This window comes from Pseudomonas sp. GW822-FHT01E03 (assembly GCF_058802985.1).
In genome coordinates this window covers 271,863-289,540 of sequence record NZ_JBXAOQ010000002.1, presented here as the reverse complement: position 1 = coordinate 289,540, position 17,678 = coordinate 271,863, and the positions used below count along the sequence as shown (strand labels likewise).

Sequence of the window (17,678 nt, the reverse complement as noted above, 5' to 3'; positions counted from 1 at the left end):
CGGAATAACCCGACATGTTGCCTGAAGTCACTCAATTCGAAGACACCGTCACACTGGTCAGCGACACCGGCATCCAGTTCATGGATTTCGCCCTGCGCCTGGATCCCCGCAAGGAACCGGCGGGCGAGTTCGCACCGATGATCAGCGGGCTGATCTGCCGCCTGGCGTACAACGAAGAGAAAGACTTCTTTTTCTACGAACCCGAACCGGAAAAGGTCGAAAAAGCCAAACCTGCGTTCAGCGTCGACATGAAAAGCAGCCTCGATTTGCTCGACGGTATCTGGCTGCCGATCCCGTTTTTCCGCTTCATGCCGCCGCATCGCTTCGACGAAGGTCCGACCAACTGGTCGCGCATGCGTTTGGTGAAATTGGCAACTCCTGACATCGACGGTAATACCCACCGCCTGACGATGGCGTTCGACAGCCGTGTGATGCCCAAACGTGACGGCACTGCCTATCTGGCGCCGAACGATGAAGACATCAGCTCCGGCGTGTCTTTCAAACTGGCGACCAAGGCTAGCGAAACCCGCTGGTTCCTGGCGCAGCCGTGGGTCAACGAGTGGTTGCTGGAAGTGTTCAATGAGGGCAATGCCCACCGTTCGCGCGCAGAGCTGGACATCGATATTCGCGCTAACCATCACCTGGCGCACTACCTCAACTTGCTCAGCCTGTTGAGCAAACCGTCAGCCGCCCAGGAGTCGAAGGCCCGGGCGAAAGTTGAAATCCCCGAGCTGAAAGTGGTCGCCAACGACAGCAATGGCCTGGTCAAACCCATACCGGTGGACCTGGTGCTGGACGTCGGCAACTCGCGCACCTGCGGCATCCTGATCGAAAACCACGGTCAGGCCGGCTCCGGCCTGAAGCAGAATTATGTGCTGGAACTGCGTGACCTGATCACCCCGGAACACACCTATAACCTGCCGTTTGAAAGCCGCGTGGAGTTCTCCCAGGCGTACTTCGGCAAGGACCACTGCTCGGTCAAGAGCGGTCGCCACGACGCGTTCCAATGGGCGACGATTGCCCGTGTCGGCAATGAGGCCAGTCGTCTGGCCAGTCGTCGTCGCGGCACCGAAGGCTCCACTGGCCTGTCCAGCCCGAAACGCTATCTGTGGGACGAAAACGCCTATGGCCACGGCTGGCGTTTCAACTGCTCGTATATAAAGACCGACAATGAGCCGTACGCCACCGCCGCGCCGTTCTCGCACCTGATCAACGAAACCGGCGAGGCGCTTTACAGCCTCGAAGAAGACGATCGTCTGCCGGTGTTCATGCCGCGTTACTCACGCAGCTCGCTAATGACCTTCATGCTCGCCGAAGTACTGGCCCAGGCGCTGTCGCAAATCAACAGCCCGGCCCAGCGTTCGCGCCAGGGTCACACCCGCGTGCCGCGCCAGCTCAACAGCATTACCCTGACTGTGCCACCGGGCATGCCACAGGCCGAGCGCAGCATCCTCAACGAACGCATGCTGCAAGCCATCGGCCTGGTGTGGAAAAGCCTCGGCTGGCATGCCGGCGAGGAAGATCCACATCAGGATCAGGCCGTCAGCCCGCGCACGCCGATCCCGAGTATCCGCGTGGAATGGGACGAAGCGTCCTGCGGCCAGTTGGTGTACCTGTACACTGAGGTCAACGAGAACTTCGCCGGTCACCCGGAAGAGTTTTTTGACACCATCGCCCGGCCGGACAAGGTCGACCGCCAACGCATCACCCTCGCGACCATCGACATCGGCGGTGGCACCACCGACCTGGTGATCACCGACTATCGCCTCGACCGTGCTGGCAATACCGGCAGCGGCAGCAACGTGCACATCGTGCCGGAACAGCGTTTTCGCGATGGCTTCAAAGTGGCCGGCGACGACATCCTGCTGGACGTGATCCAGGACTTCATCCTGCCGAGTTTCGAAAAAGCCTTGCAGAACGCCGGCGTAAAGGCCCCGAACTCACTGATGTCACGGCTGTGTGGCGATGAATCGGTCAGCGCCCAGGACATGATCTTGCGTCAACAATTGAACCTCCAGGTGTTCGCCCCGCTGGGCCTGGCGCTGCTCAAGGCGTATGAGCATTACGATCCGCAGGTCCCGCAAGTAGTCATCCCGCAAAGCTACCGCCAATTGCTCGGTGACAATGCCATCAGCCAGACCGTGCTCGACTACGTCAATGTCGCCGTGCGTCGCGATGTCGGCGCTCAGAGCGGTTTCGACCTGTATGACGCGCCGATCAGCTTCGACCTGCAAAAGCTCCATGCCGCGTTTCTCAACGACCAGATCAACATCACCAAGATCCTTGGTGCGCTGTGTGAAGTGGTCGCGCATTACCCCTGTGATGTCTTGCTGCTGACCGGCCGCCCTTCGCGCCTGCCCGGCATCCAGGCGTTCATTCGCAAGCTGTTGCCGCTGCCACCGGGGCGTATTCTGGCGCTGCAAAACTACCGCACCGGCGGCTGGTATCCGTTTCACAAGAACGGCCGGATCGACGACCCGAAAAGCACCGCCTCGGTCGGCGCCATGCTCTGCCTGTTGTGCGCCAACCACAGCGTGCCGAACTTCTACTTCCGGGCATCGGCGCTCAAGCCGTATTCAACGGTCAAGCACATCGGCGTCATCGATCTGAACAACGTGATCAAGGATGCCGACGTGCTGTACCGCGACATCCAGTCCGAAGACTACAAAATCAAGCTACCGGAAATTGGCGTTGGCGACGCCGCCGACACGCCGCAGCTGGAAATGCGCGGCGACCTGCGCCTCGGTTTCCGCCAGTTGGCCGCTGACCGCTGGGCTGCTTCGCCGTTGTATACCTTGCGGTTCACCAAGGCGGGTCGGGAGAAGTTTTCCCGGGCAACCGGTGAAAACGGCAGCGCCCCGCTGCTCAAGGTGCGGTTCGAGGTCAAACCGGCGGACAAATACACGCGCAAGCAGGATCTGGTCAGCGACCGCCTCTCGGTTCGCGACATCGAATCCAACAGTAACAACGTCAACTTCAACCCGCGCAGCGACCTCGAGCTGGAACTCAACACCATGCTCGACGCCGGCCTGAGCGAGACCAAGTACTGGCTCGACAGTGGAAGTGTGAAACGCAAATGAAAGACCTGACCCCCGATCAAACTCAGCTCTCTGCCAGTTGGGCCGCTGTTTATGAAGGCGCCGGTCAGGCGCTGGACTGGATTGACCAGACGCGCGGCAATGCGCCGCGCCTGGACAGCGAAGCCGACAACCTGAACATCCGCCTGCACCGCGCCCGCAACTTGGCTCAAAGCCTCGGTCGCGTGGCCTGCACGCCGATGACCATTGGCTTTTTCGGCTTGTCCCAGGCCGGCAAGTCCTACCTGATTTCGGCCCTCGCCGCCGGTCAGAACGGTAAGCTGGAAACCGAGTTCGGCGATCATCGCCTGGACTTCATCAAGCACATCAACCCGGTGGGTGGTGGCAAGGAAGCCACCGGCCTGGTAACGCGCTTCAGCCGTCGGGCGACGGAAAGTCAGGACAAGGACTTCCCGGTAGAACTTACGTTGTTCAAGGAAATCGAGCTGGCGAAGATTCTCGCCAACGCCTGGTTCAAGGATTTCGACCTTGAGCGGATTTCCTACGAGATCGACGAGGAGCGCATCCAGCGCGTGCTCAAACCGTTCGAAGGTCGCGAAACCGGGCCGCTGCAAACGGGCGTCAACGCCGACGATCTAGTGTCGCTGTGGGATTACCTGCGCGACAATTTTCGCAACTCGGTGAAGAAGCTTGAGCACCTGTTCTGGCCCAAAGCGTTGCAGCTGGCGCCACGCCTGAATTTCCAGGAACGGGCCGAGCTGTTTTCGATCCTCTGGGGTGAACAAAGCGAGTTGACACGCGTGTACCAGAAACTGGCCGGCGCGCTGCACAAGCTGGGGCTGCCCGAGACCGTGTTCGCACCGTTGAAGGCCTTGGTGAGTTTCGACAACGACACCTACAGCCAGCGCGACAGCATCATGAACGTCGACATCCTCGAACGCTTCGGCAGCCCGCTGGACTTACCGATCGAGGTTCGACCGCTGGTTGGCGATCGCCTGCAAAACAGTCAGGCGATTGCGGTCGCGCAACTGGCGGCACTGACCGCCGAAATGACCTTCCGCCTGATCGAAGCGCCGGTGGATGACATCGTCAATCAGGTCGACCTGCTGGATTTCCCCGGTTATCGCGGGCGCCAGAAACTGCACGAGATCGCCGATTCCAACGACCCGCAATCCAGTACCAAGGACAACTCCGTTTCCCAGCTGATCCTGCGCGGCAAGGTCGCCTACCTGTTCGAACGCTACACCGACAACCAGGAAATGAACGCACTGGTGGTCTGCACCAGCTCGACCAAGCAGAGCGACGTCAACGACGTGGGTCCGGTGCTGACCCGCTGGATCGAAAAAACCCAGGGCGCCGACTCGGCTGCTCGCAGCAAGCGCGATACCGGCCTGATCTGGGCGCTGACCATGCTCGACCTGCGCATTACCAACTCCCTGAGTCTGACACCCGATCAGTACGACGAGAGCTGGAACGGCATGGTCAAGCTGACCATGCTGGAGCGTTTCGGTAGCCTGAGCTGGATGAACGACTGGGCCGGTACACCGTTCCAGAACACCTACCTGGTGCGCAAGCCGCGTATGGATGCGGCGTTCATCGGGCAAGACGCAACCGGTGCGGAAACCGGCCTCAATGCCATTTATCAGGAACGTGTCAGCGCGCTGGGCACCAGCTTCGCCAGCAACGCTCTGGTGTGCAAACACATCAAGAATCCGGTCAACGCCTGGACAGAAATGCTGCGCAACGATGACGGTGGCATCAGCCACTTCAGCGGCAGTTTCAAAGGCGTGGCCAATATCGAATTTAAATTGCAGCGTATCCGCGAGCAATTGAGCGAATGCCTCGAAGGCCTGACCACTCACGGTCTGAGCACCTGGTACCACGCTGACGACGACGGCGCCGCAGCCGCCAAGAAAGCCAAAGCGCAAATGATTCTGACGAGCTTGGGCCGTCGCCCGGCGGTACTTGGCGAATTGATCGATCAACTCGACATACCGAGCGAAGAGGTGCGCGACCTGTACCTCAGCGGCGTGTACGAAACCGATGACGAGCCGGCCGTGAACGACGAGCCGGTCACCCCGACACCGAGCCAGAGCCTCTACGGCAATGACACCGGTTTCAATTTCGATTTCAGTGACGACCCGGGCCACGACGCGCCAGTCAGCAGCAAAACCGGCACCCCGGCGCCCGAACCGCAAAGCAACGAGCACCGTTTCGCCAAAGCAGCGTTCAAGGCCTGGATCGCGCACTTGCGTGAACTGACCACCCGGCAAAGCCTGCTCAACCTGCTGGGGCTGGAAAAGGCCTTGCTGGAAGCGGTGGTCGATGAACTGATCACCGCCGGCTATCGCCAGGATTTGCCGGGGCAACTGAGCCGCGCCGTCCTCAAGCGCGCACAAAGTGGCGCGCGGCGCGATCAACTGGTTGAGCGCCAGGTGCTGGAAGTACAGCGTGTGCTGCGCGATTTCGTGTCCTGGTTCGGCTACCTCCAGAAACCGGTGAGCGAGCGTCCGAACAGCCGCGCCGGTGCCAAGGAGCCCTTGTTTTCGTTCTACACCGACATTGGCCCTGGACAAGTGCCTGTACTGCCGGCGCAACCGGCGAATCAGGCGCAACGGTATCTAGGCGACTGGCTTTCGGGCCTGGCCTACATCACGCAGGACAATGCTGGCCATGGTGCTGGACGTGAAATCACCCCTGAACAGAACGAACGGCTGGGCCAAGTGCTCACAGCCTTCGCAGCGAGATAAGCAATGCCAATTCGTGTCGACCTGCTCGCGTTAGAGCCCAATGTGCCTGGCCAGGCTCGCCTCACTGTGAAGAAATGGCAGGGTGACGAGGAACAGCTGGAGTTTTCCATTCAGCGTAACCAGGACGGTTTTTACCTTCAGGACCACAAGGCCTGGAGCAACAATCCATTCTGGTTCAAGGTCTCGCGTTTCAACCTCGCGGCCAACGGCGAAGCTTTGGAAACCCAGGTCGGACCGGACGTGGTTGACCCACTGCTGGAAGGCGGCGCCAACTCGCAATTCCAGATCGAACTGCGTGAACAGAGCCAAGGCCACGCCGACAAAGGCGTGGTTCGGCCAGGCGTCGGCTTGCTGCCGTCCACGGCCGGCGGCCAGACACGCTCGACTTACGGCGGTGCCGAACTGACGGCGCCGAGCGCACCGGCACCGGAGATCCCGGAGATCCCGGAGATCCCGGATTTGCCTGAACTGACCCTGTCCACCGCCGAGCCAGAAGTGGAGTTGGAATCGGTACTCACCGAGCGCGCCTATACGCCGCCTCCCGCACCGGTGAAGAAAAGCAACAAAGGTCTGATCGGCCTGTTGATTGTGGTGTTGTTGCTGGCGGCGGGCGCCGGATTCTGGTTCTACAAACGCACCCCAGCGCCTGCGGTTGCAGCCACTGCCAGCGCACCTGCCGGCGCCAATGCTCAAGCCTGCACCCTCGACAGTATGAACAGCCTGCCCGAGTTGACCTTCGTCCAGACCTGCATCAAGGCGGCACCTGACAGTGCCAGGTTGTTGGAGATCATCGACCAGGCCAAGGCCAGTAAACATTGCGGCGTCGCCCAGCGCCTGTACGCCAACCGTGCCCAGGCTGGTGACGTGCTGATCGCCAACGCCTATGCCCGTGAATACGACCCTAAATACCTGAAGGCCAGCGAGTGCTTCCCGGCTGCGGACAACGCCACCGCCGCCTACTGGTATGAAACCATCCTCACCCAGGACCCGAACAATGCCGAAGCCAAGCAGCGTTTCGAGGAGTTGCAGAAGTGATGCGTTCACCCATGAGTCGACTCCTGCTGAGCGGTGCCGCCTTGCTCGCGCTGTGCATCAGCCCGCTGTCCCAGGCCGATGACAAACCGCTGATCCAGGCCGGTAAAAAGACCCTGTTCCAACGCGTGCTGACCACACCGGGCTGCAAAATCAGCTCGACGGCGGGCGGTGCCGAAGGTGAAGCACAACCGGTCTTCAGCCGCTTCTATGTGTACGAACGTGCGCAAGCGAACAATGCCGAATGGCTGAAAGTCGGTCCCGACAGTTATGGCAAAACCATTGGCTGGCTGCCTGCCAGCTGCACCACCGACTGGAAGATGCAGCTGACGCTGGCCTTCACTAACCCGGCCAACCGCGACCGGCTGCTGTTCTTCAAGGACCGCGCCACCGTCGAAGGCATCCTCGATGCACCGGACCCGGTCAGCAAAGTCGCGCCGCTGCGGGCCACGCTGAAAAAGGGCCTGCAAGCACCGGGCGTACTGGCTGAAGAACCTGAATACTTCGTCGACCTGCAAAAGCAGTTCTACCTGCTGCCGGTGCTCAGTGGCGAAGAAGTCATGACCGAAAGCGGTTTCCGCACGCGCCTGCTCAATGTGGCCTCCGTCAGCAAGCCGGATGACAAGAACACCAAGGGCGGGGCTGCAAACAGCCCTGCCGGCAGCAAGGAAGCCGAAGAGAAAAAGGCCAACCAGCTGAAGGAATTCAGCGCGGCCGTGGTATTTGTCATCGACTCGACGATCTCGATGGACCCCTATATCGACCGCACCCGCGAGGCGATCCGCAAGGTTTACCAGAAGATCGAAGCGCAGAACCTCGGCAAGCAGGTCAAGTTCGGCCTGGTGGCTTTCCGCTCCAACACCCAGGCAGTACCGGGGCTGGAATACACCACCAAGATGTACGCCGACCCTACCAAGGTGAAAGACAGCGCCGACTTTTTCGCCAGGATCAAAGACCTCAAACAGGCTAACGTGTCGAGCAGCAGCTTCGATGAAGACTCGTTTGCCGGGGTCATGGAGAGCATCGACAAGGTCGACTGGAGCCAGTTCGGCGCACGCTACGTGGTGCTGATCACCGATGCGGGCGCCATCGAAGGCGACGACAAGCTGTCGAAGACCGGCTTGAGCGCTGCACAGGTGCGTATCGAAGCCGCCAACCCGGGTGTGGCGATTTACACGCTGCACCTGAAAACCCCGGCCGGTGCCAAGGACCATGCCAAGGCCGAGGCGCAATACCGGAATCTGTCGACCTACCCGGGTACCAACACTTCGCTGTACTACCCGGTAAACGCAGGCGATGTGCAAGAATTCGGGCGCAAGGTCGACACACTGGCCGCAGCGATCACTACACAAGTCAAAGCCGCCTACATGGGCGAAGACGCCATCGGCAGCGCGGCGAACGCCAAGCAGGACCCGGCCGAGAAAAAAATGCTCGAAGACGCGGCGCTGATCGGCCACGCCATGCAACTCGCCTATCTCGGCGAGAGGACCAACAGCAAGGCCCCGCCAGTGTTCAAGGCATGGATCACCGACCGCGACCTGATCAAGCAGAACATTCCGACCACCGACGTGCGGGTGCTGCTGACCAAGTCACAGCTCAGTGACTTGAGCGACGTGATGAAGCAGATTCTCGATGCCGCCAACGAGGGCCTGATTTCGCCAACGGACATGTTCAATCGCCTGCGCTCGGTGGCGGCGACCATGGGCGCCGATCCCAATCAGCTCAAACAGAACAGCAACGCCAAACTGGCGGACATGGGCGTGCTCGGTGAATACCTTGAAGACCTGCCTTATCAGAGTGAAGTGCTGAACCTGGATGAAGAGACCTGGAAGAGCTGGGATGGTCTGGCACAAGAAAAATTCATCCGCACGCTGAACACCAAACTGCGGCATTACCAGCGTTACAACGCCGATGTCGACCGTTGGGTAGCCTTAGCCAAAGACAGCGATGCGCGGGACAACGTCTACCCCGTCCCGCTGGAAATGATGCCCTGACGAGACGCCGATGCTCGAAATCAAGAACATGCTGGTGCGCCGTGGAGAAGGCGCACAGGCTCATCACGTGCGACTGCCGCACCTGCGGATCGGCGCCGGAGAAATCCTCGCCGTCACGGGTGAGAGCGGCAGCGGCAAAAGCACGTTACTCGAAGCCATCGGTCTGTTGCTCGCACCGGTAGAACTCGAGCGCTTCCGGCTGGGCCCGACGCACGCTCAGGATATCGCCCAACTGCTGGCCACTGACGATCAGCCTGCGCTTGCAGCGGTGCGTTCACGGCACTTGGGATTCATTTTGCAGAGCGGCGGCTTGCTGCCGTTCCTGAGCGTGAGAGACAACATCAGCCTGCCGCGCCGTTTGCTCGGGATGCAGGCGAAGAGCGATCACATCGACCACGCCGTTGACGTATTGCGCCTGCAAGGCTTGTTGGACAAACAACCCCAGGCCTTGTCGATTGGCGAGCGCCAGCGCGTCGCCTGCGTTCGGGCAATTGCCCATGAACCGCTGCTGCTGTTGGCCGACGAGCCGACCGCCGCGCTCGACCCTCACAGTGCCCGGCGATTGTTTGAGTTACTCCTGAGCCTGGTGTCGAGCATGGGCCTGAGTGCGCTCGTTGTATCCCATGACTGGGCCCTGCTGAAGGATTTCGGGTTGCCGCGACTCGGTGCTATCAACCATCTGGGAGAGACTCTGTTTGAACCGATGGACTGATCGCTTGCGCCTGCTGGGCTCACTGGCACTGCAAGACCTCTGGCACGACCGCAAGGTCTCGCTGTGTATCGCCGCTTCCCTGGTGGCGGTGATCGCGCCGTTGTTGTTGCTGTTCGGGCTCAAACACGGGGTGGTCAGCCAGCTGCAGGACGAACTGCTGCGCGACCCGCGCAATCTTGAAGTGAAGATGCTCAGCAACGGTAACTACGACGCAGCCTGGATCGAGCGTTTGCGCCTGCGCCCCGAGACCGGCTTTGCCCTCGGCCAGACCCGCTCGCTCAATACCCAGGCGGACCTGCTGATCGGCATGCAACGCTTTGTCGAAGGCGCGGAAATCATCGCCACCGAGCCCGGCGACCCACAGCTGAATCTGGCGTCCCTCAACCCCGTCGGCAATCAGGTGATCCTCAGCGCCAGCGCAGCGCAACGCTTGCAGGCCAAGGCCGGCGACAGCGTGCAGCTACGGGCCTTGCGCCGCCTGGAAGGTGTCAATGAACGCGGCGAGATGACGCTGACGGTACTGGCCGTGCTCGACGGTGCCCGCTTCGGTCGCGCGGCCGGGTTCGTCGCCCCGCCGCTGTTACTGGATCTGGAGCGCTTTCGCGACGGTTATCAGGTCAGTGAGTTCGGCGTTACCACCGGCAAGCCTCAGGGGAATCTACAACCGCTGTATGCCCGCGCCCGCGTGTATGCGCGCGACATCGACCAGGTCGCGCCGCTGGAACACTGGCTCAACGAACAACACATCGAAACGTCGAGCCGACTGGCCGACATCGACAACGTCAAAGCCATCAACCATGTGCTGGGGTTGATCTTCGGTGTGATCGCCATGGCGGCACTGATCGGCTGCGTGGCGTCCATGGTTGGCGCGTTCCTGGCCAACATAGACCGTAAACGCAAAAGCCTGGCGGTCCTGCGTCTGCTGGGCTTCAAGCGCAGGTCCGTCGGCGGTTTCGTGGTCCTGCAAGCGCTGGTGCTGAGTTTGGCCGGCTACGTGGGCGGGCTGGGCTTTTATACCGTGGGCAGTCATTTGTTCGACTCCCTGCTCGGCAGCAGCCAGGCCACCGGTACCTTCGTTTGCCACATCACGGTCTGGCACGGCGTTGCCGCCCTGCTCCTGACCTTTCTGGTCGCTGCCCTGGTGGCCATGATCGGCGCGCTGAGAGCCATCAACATCCAACCTGCGGAGAGTCTGCGTGAGCTATAAACGTTTTGGCTTGCTGTTACCCCTGAGTCTCGGCTACTTGCTCGACGCCTCGGCGGCGGGCTGGGAAGAGAAGTATTACAACCCGATGCCCGTGGCTGGCGACGTCGTGCTGCCGATGCCCTGCGAAGGTTCGATGGTGTTTCGCAAAGTGTTCATTCCGGTCGCAGGTCCCTTGGATGACTACCCGATCAACATCGGTCAGGACGGCGCGGAATACGGCTATGTCGAGCAGACCCGCCCGACCTTTATCGCCGGCAGTTTTACCGGGGCCAGGAACGACAAGTCCCGCTACTACCTGATGGCCAAGTACGAGATGAGTCAGTTGCAATACGCCGCGCTGACCGAAGCGACCTGCCCCACCGCTGCCACCAAAATGCGCTTGCCGCAAACGGCGGTGAGCTGGGTGCAAGCCATCGACGCCGCCGACAAGTACAACCTGTGGCTGCGCAAAAACGCCGCCGGCAAGCTGCCCAAGGAAGACGGTGCCCAGGGTTTCCTGCGCCTGCCGACCGAGGTCGAGTGGGAGTTCGCCGCGCGCGGCGGGCTGGAAGTCGGTGCCGCTGAATTCCGCGACACGCACTACCCGATGCCAGAAGGCATCAACGCCTACGAGTGGTTCGCCGGGGCGCAATCGTCCAACGGCAAAGTGCAATTGACCGGTCTGCAAAAGCCCAACCCGCTGGGCCTGCATGACATGCTCGGTAACGTCGACGAAATGATGTTCGAGCCGTTTCGCCTGAACAAACTCGACCGCCAGCACGGTCAGGCCGGCGGCTATGTCGTCCGTGGCGGCAACTACCTGACCGCCCAGGCCGACCTGCGTACGGCATTGCGTAAGGAAGAGCCGTATTACAACGCCGAAGGCCAGGTGAAAAACAAGACCACCGGCCTGCGACTGGTGCTGGTCTCCCCGACCCTAACCTCTCGCGAACGGGTCGCCAGCATCGAAAGCAGCTGGAAGAAACTCGGCACCGGCAGCAAGGAAACCGAATCCGCCGACAAAGGCACCGTACAATCGCTGAACAGCCTCGCCTCGGGTGTCGAAGACAAAGCGCTCAAGGAAAAGCTCCAGGCCCTGGAGAACCAGCTGCGCGCCAGCAACCAGCAGCAGGAAGAAACCCGCGATCAGGCGATCCGCGCCAGCCTCAACCTGGGTGCGTTCCTGTGCACCAAGATGCTCGACGACGGCCAGTACGTCGACTTCCTGCAAAAGAACTACAAGCTCAACTGCGAAAGCGCAGACAAAGATGCCAGTTGCGACATGCGTAAAGGCAAGCTCAACGAGCAAAAGGATCGCCTGCACAAACTCAGCCGCTACTACGCCAGCAGCCTGGTGGAATCGGCTACCTTGTACGGCCAGCCACTGCTTGAATCGCAAGTCCCGGTGATGGAAGAAATCATCACCCGCAACAAACAGCTGCAAGACCTCAAACCTTACTTGCGCACCCACTGGGCCAATCAGAAGGCGTTCCTGCAAAAGCAGAAAATCGACACTGAAGCCTGGCTGACCAGCTGCAAAACCGTCACTCAATAACAACGCGTCAACACCGTTACGTAGGAGTTTCACCATGTCGCGCAGCCTTTGGACTCGCTTCAAGCTACAGATCGCTTTCGTAGTCGCCGGCAGCCTGATAATGAGCGGTTGCGCCAACACCGGCAGCTCCATGCTGGGCGAAGGCGAAGGCGACGGTGCCGACCCGCGCCTGACCCAGGGCAATGACGCAGAGTTCTTCAGCAAGTCCGGTTACCAGGCCTGCGCCGTCGGCGCCGGTGTCGGCATCCTCGCTTGCGCACTGTCCAACAGCAGCAACAAAACCGTGTGCGTCATCGCCGCCGGTATTACCGCGTGTGGCGTGGCCATGGGCGCGAACTATTACCTGGATCAACGTCGCGCCCAATACGCCGACACCACCACCCGCTTGGCGAAGATGAACAGCGACGTCGAACAAGACACGCAGAACGTGATCGCCCGGACTGCGACCGCTCAGCAAGTGATCAATGATGACAATGCGCAAATTGCCCAGATCAAAAAGGACATCGCCAACAAGAAAGTCGACAAGAGCAGGGCTCAGGCGCAAATCGCCGGGATCGACTCGGACATCGCACGCCTGCGCAAAGACCTTGCCAACATGCGTACCAAGGTCACCGAGTACAGAAAAGTGGCAGACGCCGAGCGTTCGCAAGGCACCAGCGCCGAGATCCGACAGGTGGACATGAACATTCAGAGAATGAACCAGAAAGTCGTCAGCCTGCAGAAGGAAGTCGACGCTCTGTACAGCCAACGCTCCGCAATCACCCTGGGTTAAGCACATGACGCTACGACAACTAATGGTCATCACTGCCGTCCTGGCCCTGAGCGGTTGCGCGACCCAGCCCGGCGAATGCGATGCAACCAATCGCGACAGCAGCCTGCTAACCAAGATGAACTGTGACTACTCCGGTGGTTACAGCGATCAGGTCAAGCAGAAGGAACTGGCCCTGAGCGAGTCCCGACAGCAAAACGCAATGTTCCGTCAGGTGTACGAGAACATTCAGGCCCAGCAGCTCAGCACCAAGACCGATCTGGCCAGCCAGCAGAAATCCCAGGCGGCGCTGAATCAGTCGCTGGCGCAACTGCTGACCTCGCTCAAGGCTCGGCGTGGCAATGAGGCCCAGGTGCAGAAGCAGATTGCCGACCTCGAGAAGCAGCTCAAGGCTTCGCAATCGGCGCCAACGGCCAAATCAACACCCGCGACACTCGCGGCCAAGCAGCAAGAGCTGAAAACGTTGCAGAAGAAGGTCAATCAGCTGCAATTCAGCCTCGGCTACGAAGAGTAACTTTTCACCCCGCAAGCGTCCCGATGGATGCCTGCACTTTTTCAGGAATCGTCGTCATGCAGCGGGTCATCAGGGATGCGCAAGCCACATCGGAGGGGATGAGTGCGCTGCAAGCCAAAGTCGCCCTCATCCAGAAACACTTTCCGCCGACCGTCGCCAGTCTGTTTGCTATCCCGCGGATGGGCAGCGGCGACGTGCTGGAATGGTGGACCGAACTGGGTGGCCAACCCACGCCTTATGCCGATCTCAACGAGGACGCGCAACGACGTTTGCTGGAAACCTATGAAGTGCGTCAGACGTCCCTCGGACAGCTGGCGGATGAACTGCAAAAACGCGGTCAAACGACGGAAGCGAATGACCTGCGCAGCCTGCTCGGTACGCCTGAGCTGGACAAACTCTACAGCCTCAACGGTGAGCCTTTGGTGGTGCGGTGGAACCAGCGTCCGCCCAAACCGATCGTGCCGCCAGTGGTGCCCGTCCTACCGCCGTCGCGTCGTGGCTGGTGGATCGCGGCAGCCTTGCTCGCGCTGCTGTTGCTGCTTCTGGCGCTCTGGCTCTGGTGGTTCCTGCACCGTGAGCCGGTTGTCGTGGTTCCGCCTGTAGCGCCTGTGGCACCGGTAGTGACGCCTGTTGAGAAACCGGTTGAACCTGTCCCCGAGCCTGTCGTGGAACCGGAACCGAAACCTGTTCCGGCACCAGAACCCACGCCAGAGCCGGTAGCGGAACCCAAGCCGGTCCCGCCACCAAAGCCGGCACCGGCACCGGAACCCAAGCCGACCCCGCCACCCAAACCGGTTCCACCACCAAAACCGGTAGTGGCTGCCCCGCCACCCGCCCCGACGCTGGACAACTTCGCATGCCGCAAAACAGCGCCGAAGTCAGAGGTCCCGCAGTTCGTGGTGGTGCTCGACACCTCGGGTTCGATGGATTTGAACATCAAGTCAGTGAAATCCGACGAGGACTGGTTCTTCGGTCCTGACATCAACAAGCTCCTGGACCCGAACCGCACCATGCGGCTTACCGCCAAACCCAGCCGCATGGACGTCGCCAAGGACTCGCTGGCCGGCATGATCAACGGGCTGGACCCGAAGATCGACACACGCCTGATCACCTTCGCCGGCTGCGAAAGAACACCGGACCAGGGTTTGTTCAAGTTCGGCGACCGCCCGCGGCTGATCAACGGGATTCGAGGCCTGGTTCCCGACGACGGCACACCGCTGGCCGACAGCCTGGCCCACGCGGCGAGTACCGTCGACGGGCGCAATAACGATGCGGTGATCGTGATGTTCGTCGACGGTGAAGACGGTTGCGGGCAGGACGTTTGCGCGGTATCCCGTCGAATCGCCAGGGAACAACCGCGCCTGCGGGTCAACGTGGTGAAAATCGGTGCTGGCGGCCCGTCACGCTGTATCGCTGAAAACACCGGAGGTCGGGTTTACAACAGCACCAATGCGGCTGAGTTGGGTAACCTGTTGAAACAGGCGAGCAAGGAAGTGTCCAGCAATGCCAAGTGCGATTAGCTTGAGGACTGTTCCGACTTGCCCGCGATGATTCATCTCAAGTGCTCGACCGCCGGTAACTCCATGGCCCGAACCTCACCCAAAAGAAAATCGCTGAGGCGGCGCAAACGCTCGCCTCCGGGGCGGGTTTTTGGCCAGACCAGGAAATAATTCTCACCGCTGGCGACGGCTGTCGGCCACGGCAAACTCAGACGTCCCTGCGCGACATCCTCCGCGACCATCAGCAAATCGCCCATGGACACGCCGTAGCCACGGGCGGCTGCAATCATGCCCAGTTCCAGCGTGTCGAACACCTGACCGCCCTTGAGCGAGACCTGATCGGTCAGGCCCATGCGCTCCAGCCAGTTGCGCCAGTCACGGCGGTCCGGTGTCGGGTGCAGCAGCTCGGTACTGGCCAGGCGCGCGACGTCCCATGGTTGATCCTTCAGAAGATTCGGCGCGCCCACCGGAATCAGCTCTTCGGGGAACAGGAGAGTCGCCTCCCAGTCCGGTGGAAAATGCCCATTGCTGAGGATGACGGCGCAGTCGAACGGTTCGTCATTGAAATCCACTGAATCGACGTCCATCCACGCACTGGTCAATTGCACTTCGTTGCCCGGCTGCAGATGACGGAAGCGGCTGAGGCGCGCCAGCAACCAACGCATGGTCAGGGTCGACGGGGCTTTCATGCGCAGGATGTCGTCTTCGGCGCGCAAGGTATTGCAGGCACGTTCAAGCGCGGTGAAGCCTTCGCGAATGCCCGGCAACAGCAACCGGGCCGACTCGGTCAGTTGCAGGTTGCGGCCACTGCGATGAAACAAGCGGCAGGCAAAATGCTCTTCGAGCGTACGAATATGCCGGCTGACCGCACTTTGGGTAATCGACAGCTCTTCGGCCGCGCGGGTAAACGAACTGTGCCGCGCCGCCGCTTCGAATGCGCGCAGGGCATACAAGGGAGGAAGACGACGGGACATTGGGAAAGCTCCTACTGCGGGGTTCGCCTACCCTAGCAGAAACTCTCCAGCATGAGTTTGAATCATGCCATCCATCCTTTTTATCCCTTTGTGAAAACCGTGCAGAGCGCCGAGAATCGGTGCTTTCCTGTTCCCTTTGATAATCGAGCGTGATGACCATGCAGCATCCAGCACGTACTGAACTCTGGGCCATCCTGCGGCTGGCGGGGCCGTTGATTGCCTCGCAGTTGGCGCACATGCTGATGGTCCTCACCGACACCCTGATGATGGCGCGCCTGAGTCCCGAGGCCCTGGCCGGTGGCGGGCTCGGTGCGGCGACCTATTCGTTCGTGTCGATTTTCTGCATCGGCGTGATTGCGGCGGTCGGCACCCTGGTGGCGATCCGTCAGGGTGCCGGCGATATTGTCGGGGCCACTCGACTGACCCAGGCCGGGTTGTGGCTGGCGTGGCTGATGGCGCTGGTCGCCGGTTTGCTGTTGTGGAACCTCAAACCGGTGCTGCTGCTGTTCGGCCAGACTGAAAGCAACGTCAACGCAGCCGGGCAGTTTTTGATCTTCCTGCCGTTCGCCCTGCCCGGCTACCTGAGCTTCATGGCCCTGCGCGGGTTCACCAGCGCCATTGGCCGTGCAACGCCAGTGATGGTCATCAGTGTTGGCGGTACGGTCGCCAACTTCCTGCTCAACTATGCGCTGATTACCGGCATGTTCGGCCTGCCGAAACTGGGGCTGACGGGCATCGGGCTGGTCACGGCGATTGTCGCCAACCTGATGGCACTTGCGCTGGCGTGGCACATTCGCCGGCATCCGGCTTATGAGGCCTATCCGCTGCGCCAGGGCCTGTCGCGGCTGAACCGCCAGTACCTGAAGGAGCTGTGGCGTCTGGGCCTGCCGATTGGCGGCACCTACGCGGTGGAAGTCGGGCTGTTTGCCTTCGCCGCGCTGTGCATGGGCACCATGGGCAGCACGCAGCTGGGGGCTCATCAGATTGCCCTGCAAATCGTTTCGGTGGCGTTCATGGTCCCGGCGGGGATTTCTTATGCGATCACCATGCGCATCGGCCAGCACTACGGTGCCGGGCAATTGCTGGATGCGCGGCTGGCCGGGCGGGTCGGCATTGCCTTCGGGGCAGCGGCGATGCTGTGTTTCGCCATGGTCTTCTGGCTATTGCCAAACCAGTTGGTCGGTTTGTTTCTCGACCACAGCGACCCGGCGTTTCGCGATGTCATCAACCTCGCCGTGAGCCTGTTGGCGGTGGCGGCATGGTTCGAATTGTTCGACGGCACGCAAACCATTGCCATGGGCTGCATCCGCGGACTCAAGGATGCCAAGACCACTTTCCTGGTCGGCCTGGGTTGCTATTGGCTGATTGGCGCACCGGCGGCGTGGTGGATGGCGTTCCACCTGGACTGGGGGCCAACGGGCGTCTGGTGGGGCCTGGCGCTGGGGCTGGCGTGTGCGGCGGTGAGCCTGACGCTGGGATTTGAGTGGAAGATGAAGCGGATGATCAAGCGCGACACGACGTCAGTGCAGCGTTTCGAGGTTGCTCAGCCTGACTGAGCCCCCTGTAGGAGCGAGCTTGCTCGCGATGGTCGTCAACGATAACGCTGGTTGGCAGGTGCCCCGCGGCGCTCTCAGGTTTATCGCGAGCAAGCTCGC

The 17,678-nt window shown here is 60.9% G+C and carries 12 protein-coding genes; 11 read left to right on the top strand and 1 reads right to left on the bottom strand.

Annotated features, from left to right (window positions below; translation table 11 throughout):
- The first annotated feature begins 14 nt into the window (after positions 1–14).
- Genes AC1RP7_RS04520 through AC1RP7_RS04475 form a run of 10 tightly spaced genes read left to right on the top strand, consistent with a single transcriptional unit; the run spans position 15 to position 15,070 of the window.
- Positions 15–3,080 carry a virulence factor SrfB gene (locus tag AC1RP7_RS04520; RefSeq protein ID WP_493181409.1) on the top strand — a complete coding sequence of 1,022 codons (3,066 nt, stop codon included), beginning with the start codon at positions 15–17 and terminating at the stop codon, positions 3,078–3,080.
- On the top strand, positions 3,077–5,788 hold the full coding sequence (locus AC1RP7_RS04515) for a putative virulence factor (protein ID WP_492623950.1): 2,712 nt from the start codon (positions 3,077–3,079) through the stop codon (positions 5,786–5,788). Before AC1RP7_RS04520 ends, AC1RP7_RS04515 begins: the two co-directional genes overlap by 4 nt.
- 3 nt (positions 5,789–5,791) lie before the next feature.
- Entirely contained in the window at positions 5,792–6,823 is a 1,032-nt protein-coding gene (locus AC1RP7_RS04510) for a hypothetical protein (RefSeq protein ID WP_057712769.1), read from the top strand.
- An 11-nt stretch (positions 6,824–6,834) separates the two neighbouring features.
- A complete protein-coding gene (locus AC1RP7_RS04505) occupies positions 6,835–8,814 on the top strand; it encodes a vWA domain-containing protein (protein WP_154909801.1) in 1,980 nt (659 codons plus the stop codon).
- 10 nt (positions 8,815–8,824) lie between these two features.
- On the top strand, positions 8,825–9,526 hold the full coding sequence (locus AC1RP7_RS04500; RefSeq protein ID WP_090452130.1) for an ABC transporter ATP-binding protein: 702 nt from the start codon (positions 8,825–8,827) through the stop codon (positions 9,524–9,526).
- Entirely contained in the window at positions 9,510–10,733 is a 1,224-nt protein-coding gene (locus AC1RP7_RS04495; RefSeq protein WP_090452132.1) for an ABC transporter permease, read from the top strand. Before AC1RP7_RS04500 ends, AC1RP7_RS04495 begins: the two co-directional genes overlap by 17 nt.
- The gene (locus tag AC1RP7_RS04490) at positions 10,723–12,267 is read left to right on the top strand and encodes an SUMF1/EgtB/PvdO family nonheme iron enzyme (RefSeq protein WP_493181410.1); all 1,545 of its coding nucleotides are present in this window, start codon (positions 10,723–10,725) and stop codon (positions 12,265–12,267) included. The genes AC1RP7_RS04495 and AC1RP7_RS04490 overlap by 11 nt, the downstream gene beginning before the upstream one ends.
- A 34-nt stretch (positions 12,268–12,301) precedes the next feature.
- Complete coding sequence (locus AC1RP7_RS04485) at positions 12,302–13,039, top strand: OmpA family protein (RefSeq protein WP_493181411.1); 738 nt, start codon at positions 12,302–12,304, stop codon at positions 13,037–13,039.
- Between the two features lie 4 nt (positions 13,040–13,043).
- Entirely contained in the window at positions 13,044–13,550 is a 507-nt protein-coding gene (locus tag AC1RP7_RS04480; RefSeq protein WP_340312812.1) for a hypothetical protein, read from the top strand.
- 56 nt (positions 13,551–13,606) lie between these two features.
- Positions 13,607–15,070: a vWA domain-containing protein gene (locus tag AC1RP7_RS04475; RefSeq protein ID WP_340312811.1), complete on the top strand. Its 1,464-nt coding sequence runs from the start codon at positions 13,607–13,609 to the stop codon at positions 15,068–15,070.
- Positions 15,071–15,102: 32 nt separating this feature from the next.
- On the opposite strand, the gene AC1RP7_RS04470 is transcribed toward AC1RP7_RS04475, so the two are convergent.
- Entirely contained in the window at positions 15,103–16,023 is a 921-nt protein-coding gene (locus AC1RP7_RS04470; RefSeq protein ID WP_057712762.1) for a LysR substrate-binding domain-containing protein, read from the bottom strand.
- Positions 16,024–16,181: 158 nt separating this feature from the next.
- Here AC1RP7_RS04470 and AC1RP7_RS04465 point away from each other — a divergent pair, with 158 nt between their 5' ends.
- Positions 16,182–17,579, top strand: coding sequence for a NorM family multidrug efflux MATE transporter (locus AC1RP7_RS04465; RefSeq protein WP_493181412.1), 1,398 nt, complete (start codon positions 16,182–16,184; stop codon positions 17,577–17,579).
- Positions 17,580–17,678: the final 99 nt, after the last annotated feature.

What these genes read in the sequence shown, in the direction of transcription:
- AC1RP7_RS04520 (WP_493181409.1), top strand. Translation starts at nt 15, where the DNA reads ATGTTGCCTGAAGTCACTCAATTCGAAGACACCGTCACACTGGTCAGC.
- AC1RP7_RS04515 (WP_492623950.1), top strand. Translation starts at nt 3,077, where the DNA reads ATGAAAGACCTGACCCCCGATCAAACTCAGCTCTCTGCCAGTTGGGCC.
- AC1RP7_RS04510 (WP_057712769.1), top strand. Translation starts at nt 5,792, where the DNA reads ATGCCAATTCGTGTCGACCTGCTCGCGTTAGAGCCCAATGTGCCTGGC.
- AC1RP7_RS04505 (WP_154909801.1), top strand. Translation starts at nt 6,835, where the DNA reads ATGAGTCGACTCCTGCTGAGCGGTGCCGCCTTGCTCGCGCTGTGCATC.
- AC1RP7_RS04500 (WP_090452130.1), top strand. Translation starts at nt 8,825, where the DNA reads ATGCTCGAAATCAAGAACATGCTGGTGCGCCGTGGAGAAGGCGCACAG.
- AC1RP7_RS04485 (WP_493181411.1), top strand. Translation starts at nt 12,302, where the DNA reads ATGTCGCGCAGCCTTTGGACTCGCTTCAAGCTACAGATCGCTTTCGTA.
- AC1RP7_RS04480 (WP_340312812.1), top strand. Translation starts at nt 13,044, where the DNA reads ATGACGCTACGACAACTAATGGTCATCACTGCCGTCCTGGCCCTGAGC.
- AC1RP7_RS04475 (WP_340312811.1), top strand. Translation starts at nt 13,607, where the DNA reads ATGCAGCGGGTCATCAGGGATGCGCAAGCCACATCGGAGGGGATGAGT.
- AC1RP7_RS04470 (WP_057712762.1), bottom strand. Translation starts at nt 16,023, where the DNA reads ATGTCCCGTCGTCTTCCTCCCTTGTATGCCCTGCGCGCATTCGAAGCG.
- AC1RP7_RS04465 (WP_493181412.1), top strand. Translation starts at nt 16,182, where the DNA reads ATGCAGCATCCAGCACGTACTGAACTCTGGGCCATCCTGCGGCTGGCG.